Consider the following 6,858-nt stretch of genomic DNA (forward strand, 5'->3'; position numbering starts at 1 on the left):
AACTAGGGATCCCCAACCAGAGTGAAAGCAGCCCAATAGTAGGGATGAGAAAAGCTTTGTTTTCCTGGTCCTGACAATTCTGGCGGTAACGAGATGTTCTTGCCCGAGCCATATAACTGATTATTCTCGATACGCACATTGCCTTGAATCATTGCTAACTGTGCCTGTCGTAAAGCTTCGCTTTTACTCGATGTCTTTCTCAACTGACGGTAAAACTCAGTAGTCAGCCCCAGAGCACCTTGATCACTAACATACCAAAGGGTTGCCAAAGTCGAGTCAACTCCTGCCTGAAAGGCTGACCCAGCAAAACCCAACTCCGCTTCTCGATTGCCCAAAGCGGTTCGGCAAGCGCTGAGTACCAACAACTCTACCGATGGCTCATAAAGTAGATTTTTCATTTCATACAGCCTTAGTTTGCGGTTCCACATCTGAATGTAGGAATTGTTAGGAGTTCCCGAGTTGAACTCTGCATGGGTGGCTAGGTGAATGATGCCATATTGCCTCTGTTGTCGTTGAGCCATTAAATTTTCCAGAGTAAAGGCTTCGTTGAGAAAAGAGCGACCTTTCCACAGTGTTTCAGTGATGGTGGTTAACTCCACTTCTACCCCAGGCAAAGGCTGTTGATAAGGAAATTTCGATGCTCCCATTGCCAGCACCCGGAATGGTCTAACATCTGTGTGACGAGAATAGGTTAAGCTCAGACTAGGCACCAAGTTAACACCATACTTCTCAACCAGATATTTTTGCCCATCGTAGATAGCTGCTATAGGTAGGGAACGCAAACCCTGATCCATAGCAAATATTAGGCTCTTAATCTTGCGGGCGTTTAATTCCTTCTCTAATGGCCCTATGATCCATCGATAAAGTTGCTCAGCTGGGTAATGGTGGGCTTTGGCATCCAAGCTGTGGGGATTGCTAAGCGATCGCTGAAATCTATTGGTCACAGCTAGGACTTGATCACGACTGGCACCATTGATTCGCCGGACAATTGGATTACCTTCAGCGGTGATCACCAACAGTTCCAGCTGGTCGTTTGCTTGTGGTAAGCAACGCTCTGGTGCTTGAGGCACCTCAGAGAGTCGGTAACCAAACCGTCGGTCGATTTTGGGAACAGGGATTGAGGGAGTTTGACATCGAGTGCCTGGTAATGTATTTGAGTTTTCGACAAAACTGACGTAAATCACTGCAGTCTTTAGCCCTGTCTCCCTCTCAAGCTCCCGAGTCCGATTGCGGACATCATTCTGAGTGTTGATTTTGGTCTTGAACGGTCGCTGAAAGTGTGATTCATATTCTTTGGTGAAGGCTTCTTCAATTAAATAAACTGGGTCACTTTCAGGTGAGACCTCCTCAGTTGGGGAATTTGATTGAGATGACGCAGTAGGGGTTCCAGGTTCTGAACTACCAGGGTCTGAACTACCAGGGTCTGAACTACCAGGGTCTGAACTACCAGGGTCTGAACTACCAGGGTCTGAACTACCAGGGTCTGAACTACCAGGGTCTGAACTACCAGGGTCTGAACTACCAGGGTCTGAACTAGAGGGTTCTGGCGTGTCACTTATAGTCTTGTCAGAGGGGGAAACGGGAGGCTGGCTACCACCGTCTCCATCGTTGGGCTTACTTGTGTCAGGGGATGTTTCATTAACAATTTCATTACCTTCGCCCAAGCTAGGCTCAGGGTTAAGTTTAGGGTCGGTTTCACCAGTGTCTATAAGGTCGGTTTCACCAGTGTCTATAAGGTCGGTTTCACCAGTGTCTATAAGGTCGGTTTCACCAGTGTCTATAAGGTCGGTTTCACCAGTGTCTATAAGGTCGGTTTCTTCTATAAGGTCTGTTTCTTCTTGTTGGTTTGTGTCGTTTTGTTGGTTTGTTTCCTCTTCTGTATTAGTATCTGTGGGAAAACGGCTAAAAATCAAATCACCTATATCCCCTTCACCGAAAGCCCGCACATCTTCCTGGATTTGATCTCTTATTTGTTGTTCCTGCTCTGGGCTGATCTCTTGCTGACTAACAAACTCTACATCACCAGCATCACCACTACCCCGAGCTCTTGTCCTGAGTTGCAACTTACCAGAGTCGATAATATCTACGATATTATTTAAATTTGGAACCTGAAACGTTACTTTACCACCCTTATCACCGCCTGAAACCTCAGTATTGATATCGAGTCCTACTCCCTCTATCCTAATACTGCCTTCTTTGGTTTCCAAAAATACATTACCAGAATTATTACCATTTCTTTCTGTCGTTCTTATTTGGGTAAAATCATTATTTGTACCATCACTATTGCTGCGAAAAATAATGTCACCTTGAGCCGATAAGATTACAGGACCAGCATTACCCTCAATTACAGGACCATCATTAGTAGAATTAACAGGATTAACACTGGTGTCGATATTACCAATGGTGATACTGCCTGATGAAGCATCTCCAGAATTGTCCGTAACTTGAGATGAAGCATCTCCAGAATTGTCCGTAACTGGATTGGTCAATTCATCTTTACTCAAGCCCGCCCTCAAAATCACAGCACGACTAGTTTTTAAAGTGTTAATATCTGATTGGCCAATATCTGAAGCTGAATCTGGGTCTAAATCAGCTAGCCCAGTATCTGGTGCGGTGATTTTGATATTTCCAGCTTCAATATTTCCTGTGGACTCTACTTTAAGAGAAGACCCTGTGTAATCCCCAAACGTAACATCCCCGTCAGCAGTGATAATTGGGTCTTGGAGGCTAACAAAGTCACGTGGTTGACCAGCTAAATTTTCAATTGAGAAATTACCGCCACTGGCAAAGTGAGCATCTGTAGAGATCTTGCCATTGGTGGCACTGACTAACGTCAGGTCGCCACCACTCTGGAAGCGGGTGTCGGGATTGTTCAGTGCTTGGATATCAATGCCCCCATCCCCCTGAATCTTGAGGTTTCCTTCTGCTACCGCTTGGAAGGAATTATCTGTTGTGTCCCTGATCAGCACCGTCTCTTTTGCTAATAAGGTTAAGTCCTTAGTGCTGGATAGCTGGCTTTCGCTCAAATTCAGGTTGTTGTTGGCAGACAGGGTAATGTTATCGCTAGATATCTGGCTTGCACTCAGAGTCAGGTCATTGTTGGCAGACAGGGTGGTGTTCTTGCTAGATAGCTGGCTTGCGCTCAGAGTCAGGTCATTGTTGGCAGAAACAGTCAGGTTATTGTTGGCAGACAGGATTGCCCTTTGTGCTGTTATGTCCTTAGCAGTTACATCCCCAGGCGCTATAGTGATGCCAGAACCAGTCAAGGTCACGGTGTCATCACCATTATCCGTAAATTCTGTGGCATGACTGACACCATCCCCGGTTAATAGCTCCGCTAAAGAGAGCGGTGTAAAAGATTGTTCTGCTGTGGAAGGATCTGAGGTTAGGGCTTCAACTTCCAAATTCAGCAACAGTCCTTGCTGGCTAATTTTTACCAAACTTTCCCCAGGCACAGCAGCTATAGTAATTGTTCCTTCTGGAAGCTCCAGTTGATTGGTATTAATGACAGTACCACCGATTAAAGTCAGGTTATTTCCTGCTAGGATTTCTATACCCTCATTAAAAATTAGTCCTGGTGTCTCGGATGTTCCAAACGCAAAGGCACTGGGTGTACCGTCTAAGGTAGAGTAGTCATTGTCACCAAAGGCATTAAACCAATTCTCATCACCAAAGCCAATGCTGGTGGCCGTAGTTGCGGTGAATGAACCGGGGACATCCAGCTGGCTATTAGCACCAAAAATTATGCCTGCTGGGTTCATTAAAAACAGGTTAGGGTTGCCCTCCCCTGTGATTTTTATCAGACCGTTGATCACAGAAGCATTACGACTGGTGACCCGACTCAGAATGTTTTTTATACCCGGTTGAGATAGGAAGTTAGCAATTTGGTCTTGGTCTAGACCAAACTCCTCAAAGCTGTGAAAGAGATTATCTCCAGAGGGGGTTCCACCATCAATGTCAAATTGATTGCCATCGGAGGTGACTTGGGTCTGAGTGCCATCATTGGCTGGAATAGGCTGTGCTTGAGTTGGCATGACACCAATATGGGCTACCAACAAAGACACGGCTGCCAGAGACTGGCTGATGCGACTCACAGCTAATTTGATTTGGCTCATGGGTAATATCGTTTTTAATCGGCTATCCTGAGGTGCGACCCTTGGCGAATTTAATTCGCCAAGGTCAAGGGCACCTGAATTACAAAAGGCATTAGTCAACTACAGGTTTAGATCAGCTATTTCCTAATACGTCTTTATTTTTAGCTGGGGTCAGATGCACTGTGGGGTATAAGCTGCTTAGGAGTGAATGACACTGAATGACACTGAATGACACTGAATGACACTGAATGACACTACTGAGGGGAATACTACTCTGAGTCAGGGTTTGGTAAACATCAGGCTGGTGAGCTTAACTGAAATTTTGAAGCCTTTATGAAGATCTAAGTATATACACTAGTATTATATATACTCTTTTATTATGAACATTACTGATTAACTTTGTTCCCGTTAATTTATATTAACTTCACTAAATATTTTTGATATAGCCACATAGTTTAAAGCTATCTTATGGTAAGCCGATTAGAATAATTTTTAATTACCAGGAATTGAAATAAAATTAAGTAAAATCTATTGATTAGGAAGAACTCTACAAATTTTGGACAGTTCTCGCGAGAGTGAACTATACTTGACAGTTAGCCCTAGATTAGGCTAAAGAATATCTAAAAGGATATCTCAGTGGAAACACCGATAGCGCAGACACCCAAAGTTAAAATGGTAATGGTCAGCACTCCCCTCTTGCTTTGATTCTTGATTAGATGGGGCGACCTGCCTTACGGGCAAGATAGCTGAACAGTCTAAGGTGAGAGGAATTTTGGTTTGAGAAGAATTCTGGGATTATGTCTGGTTTTAACCTTGCTTCTGGCTGGTGGTGAGGCTCAGGCAGGAGAGTTAGCTGAGCGTTTAGGTCAGTTTCCCGATTGGAAAAGCAAACCACCAGTCACAGCGGCGACCGGGGATTTGGTATATCCCACTTGGATGAAGGGAACTTGGAAAGTTACCAGCACCCTGATCGAGCAGATAGCACCTCTAGCACCAGAAATAGTGACACCAGGATTTGAAGGTAATCGCAGTCATCTAAAAGAACCAATTAGTTTTCTGGTGCGGTTTCAACAAGTTGGGAAATCAAGCTCAGGGCTTGGGGATTGGTTTATTCCGTTTAGAACTCGACGTTCTAGAAAAAATCGATCAGTATTAAAACCTACCTCAGAGGTGGTTGCTGAAGAGGTGGTTGCTGACCGAGCGTTCAATGGGTTGAATATTGCTAGGGCTTACTTAGGCGATCGCATAATTAGAGCCGTCAAAGTAGACCCCAATTCCCCTAATCGTCAGATTACCATTCTGCGCACCGGGAGCCAACTAGTTTCGGTGATTACTGGACGTGCTTCTGAAATACCAGCTCCGGATCAGTTCAATGCTACAGAAGTTGTCAACCAAGTCTTTCGCGGTACTCGCCGACCTTTTTTCAACGAAGTAGAAACCACAACAGCATATCAGTTCCATAAATCACCTACTCCGATCATTAAAGCTGACCAAGTCACAGCGGTTTACCTTTCACCACAAGACCCCGATTACTTTAAAGCATTGGAAAAACCTGTGGCTCTCTATCGCTATCAATTAGAGCTGGTACCAGTTAAGGATAGTTGAAGGTTGAAGGTTGTTAAAGGGTTGAAGGTTGTTAAAGGGTTGTTCGCGTAGCGTGGCCGAAAGGCCAAGGTTGAATGTTAGGTTAGTTGGGGGGGTGTTGGCGGATTTGCGATCGCGATTGTTGTTAACTCAACCTTCAACTGGGTAACCTTCAACATTAAACCTTAAACCTTCAACTGGGTAACCTTCAACATTAAACCTTAAACCTTCAACTGGGTAACCTTCAACATTAAACCTTGTAAGCATTCAGCCGTCAGCGGTCAGCCGTCAGCGGTCAGCCGTCAGCTTATTTTATTCAAAAGCTATAGTTATTGTAGGGTGGGCAAATGACAGAATTCCAGATTAAATGGTCATTGGCTTGGTATTTGCCCACCCTACTACCTGTCAGCAGTCAGCAGTCAGCCGTCAGCTTATTTTATTCAAAAGCTGAGAGCTGAGAGCTGATAGCTGATAGCTGAGAGCTGAGAGCTGATAGCTGATAGCTGTGAGCTGAGAGCTGATAGCTGAGAGCTGATAGCTGAGAGCTGATAGCTGAATGCTTACTAAACCTTAAACCTTCAACTAGCTAACCTTCAACCTTCAACCAGCTAACCTTCAACCTTCAACCAGCTAACTTTCAACCCTTTAATAACCTTCAACCAGCTAACCTTAAACCGGATTTTCCCCAATCCAATTGAGCAAAATCGGGTTGACTATCTCTGGTGCTTCATCTTGGGGACAATGACCCAAACCTTCTAAAGGAATAAACTTTTCTACAGTGGGGAATTTCGCTAATTCTCGTCCCAAGTCAATGGGTTCCCAGGGGTCTTTGCTGCCCCATAGTATGATCGCAGGACAAGGCAAAATTGGGATCAGGTCTTCTGGTAGTGGTCCTTGAGAATAGCTAGTAAAGGCAATAAAAACATCAGCTGCACCGGGATCAGCTGCTGGTGCCATGATTAGATCAACCAGTTCATCAGTGACGGCTTCTGGACGACAGTAGGCTTGCAACAGAATATTACGCACTACTTTAGGCTTAGCCAGCTGACTAAAAAAATACTGGGATACTCTTAAACCGTAATAAATCGTGATAATCCGGTACAAAACGGTCAAGGTTCAATCTATTGTGGTCCGAGTGAGAAGTGGTCATTCAGCAATTGGAGTCAAGCCTGCCACTTAT

The 6,858-nt window shown here is 44.7% G+C and carries 2 protein-coding genes and 1 pseudogene; 1 reads left to right on the forward strand and 2 read right to left on the reverse strand.

What is annotated here, in order from left to right:
* Positions 1-2: 2 nt before the first annotated feature.
* Complete coding sequence (locus LYNGBM3L_RS03040) at positions 3-4,115, reverse strand: CHAT domain-containing protein (RefSeq protein WP_008178951.1); 4,113 nt, start codon at positions 4,113-4,115, stop codon at positions 3-5.
* 756 nt (positions 4,116-4,871) lie between these two features.
* Here LYNGBM3L_RS03040 and LYNGBM3L_RS03045 point away from each other — a divergent pair.
* Positions 4,872-5,699, forward strand: coding sequence for a DUF6816 family protein (locus LYNGBM3L_RS03045; RefSeq protein WP_044492147.1), 828 nt, complete (start codon positions 4,872-4,874; stop codon positions 5,697-5,699).
* A 648-nt stretch (positions 5,700-6,347) separates the two neighbouring features.
* Here LYNGBM3L_RS03045 and LYNGBM3L_RS03050 read toward each other — a convergent pair.
* Positions 6,348-6,746: pseudogene (locus LYNGBM3L_RS03050) on the reverse strand (alpha/beta hydrolase); the annotation flags it as partial.
* Positions 6,747-6,858 lie beyond the last annotated feature (112 nt).

The organism is Moorena producens 3L (assembly GCF_000211815.1).
In the GTDB taxonomy this organism is placed as follows: Bacteria; Cyanobacteriota; Cyanobacteriia; order Cyanobacteriales; family Coleofasciculaceae; genus Moorena; species Moorena producens.

Bases quoted from the DNA above. Each gene is read 5' to 3' on its own strand.
- LYNGBM3L_RS03040 (WP_008178951.1), bottom strand. From the start codon at position 4,115: ATGAGCCAAATCAAATTAGCTGTGAGTCGCATCAGCCAGTCTCTGGCA.